The organism is Variovorax sp. 20P10.2.4 (assembly GCF_058244205.1).
Genome location: NZ_JBZAYE010001190.1, coordinates 1 through 1,051 on the forward strand (window position 1 = coordinate 1; position 1,051 = coordinate 1,051).

The 1,051-nt window shown below is 70.9% G+C and carries 1 protein-coding gene; it reads right to left on the minus strand.

The genetic code is table 11. From position 1 onward, the window contains the following. On the minus strand, nt 1-997 hold a 997-nt coding region (locus AC27VN_RS42210), incomplete at its 3' end, for a pseudouridine synthase (RefSeq protein ID WP_490880627.1). Nucleotides 998-1,051 lie beyond the last annotated feature (54 nt).

The following is a 1,051-nucleotide window of genomic DNA, read 5'->3' on the forward strand; positions in this document are numbered from 1 at the left end:
GGAACAGCGCGCGGATGTCGCGCTCGTCGAGCTCCATCCAGGCGCCGCGCTTGAGGCCGCGCGGCAGCACCATCGCGCCGTAGCGGATGCGGATCAGCCGGCTGACCGCATGGCCCACCGACTCGAACAGCCGGCGCACCTCGCGGTTGCGGCCTTCGGAAATGGTGACGCGGTACCAGCAGTTGGAGCCTTCGCCGCCACCGTCCTCGATGGTGCCGAACTGCGCCATGCCGTCGTCGAGGCGCACGCCGTCGAGCAGCTTCTGCCGTTCTTCGCTGCTGATCGCGCCGAGCACGCGCACCGCGTACTCGCGCTCCAGGCCGAAGCGCGGATGCATCAGCTGGTTGGCCAGGTCGCCCGAGCTGCTGAACAGCAGCAGGCCTTCGGTGTTCAGGTCGAGCCGGCCGACCGACTGCCACTTGCCCTGGTGCAGGCGCGGCAGCTTGCGGAACACGGTCGGGCGGTTCTGCGGATCGTCGTGCGTGACGACCTCGCCCACGGGCTTGTGATAGGCGATCACGCGCGGCGGCGGCGGCGCGATCCGGTAGCGGATCGGCTTGCCGTTGATCTTGACCTGGTCGCCGTACTGGATGCGCTGGCCGATGTGGGCCGGCTCGTTGTTGACCGAGATGCGCCCCTGCAGGATCAGTTGCTCCATCTCCAGGCGCGAGCCGAGCCCGGCCTGCGCCAGCACCTTGTGCAGCTTGGGCGAATCGGCCTCGGGCAGCAGCACGCGCTTGAGCGGCGGCACCTCGGGGCTGTCCTCGTCGGCGTCGAACTGGCCCGAGATGACGTCGGCGAAGCGGATCGGCTCGGGCGGCGGCGCATTGCGCTGCTCGCGCTCGGCGGCGCGGCGCGCGCGGTCGAGGTCGTCCTCCTCGTCGTCGGGGTCTTCCTCGTCTTCTTCGTCCTCGGAACGGTCGTCCGAATCTTCCTCGTCCCGGGGCGGCAGGCGCGCCGGTTCGGCACGCGCGGGTTCGGGCTCCGGCTGGGGCACCGGTGCCGCGACGGGCTCGGGTGTCGCTTCGAGCGCAGGCGGCTCGGATTCGGC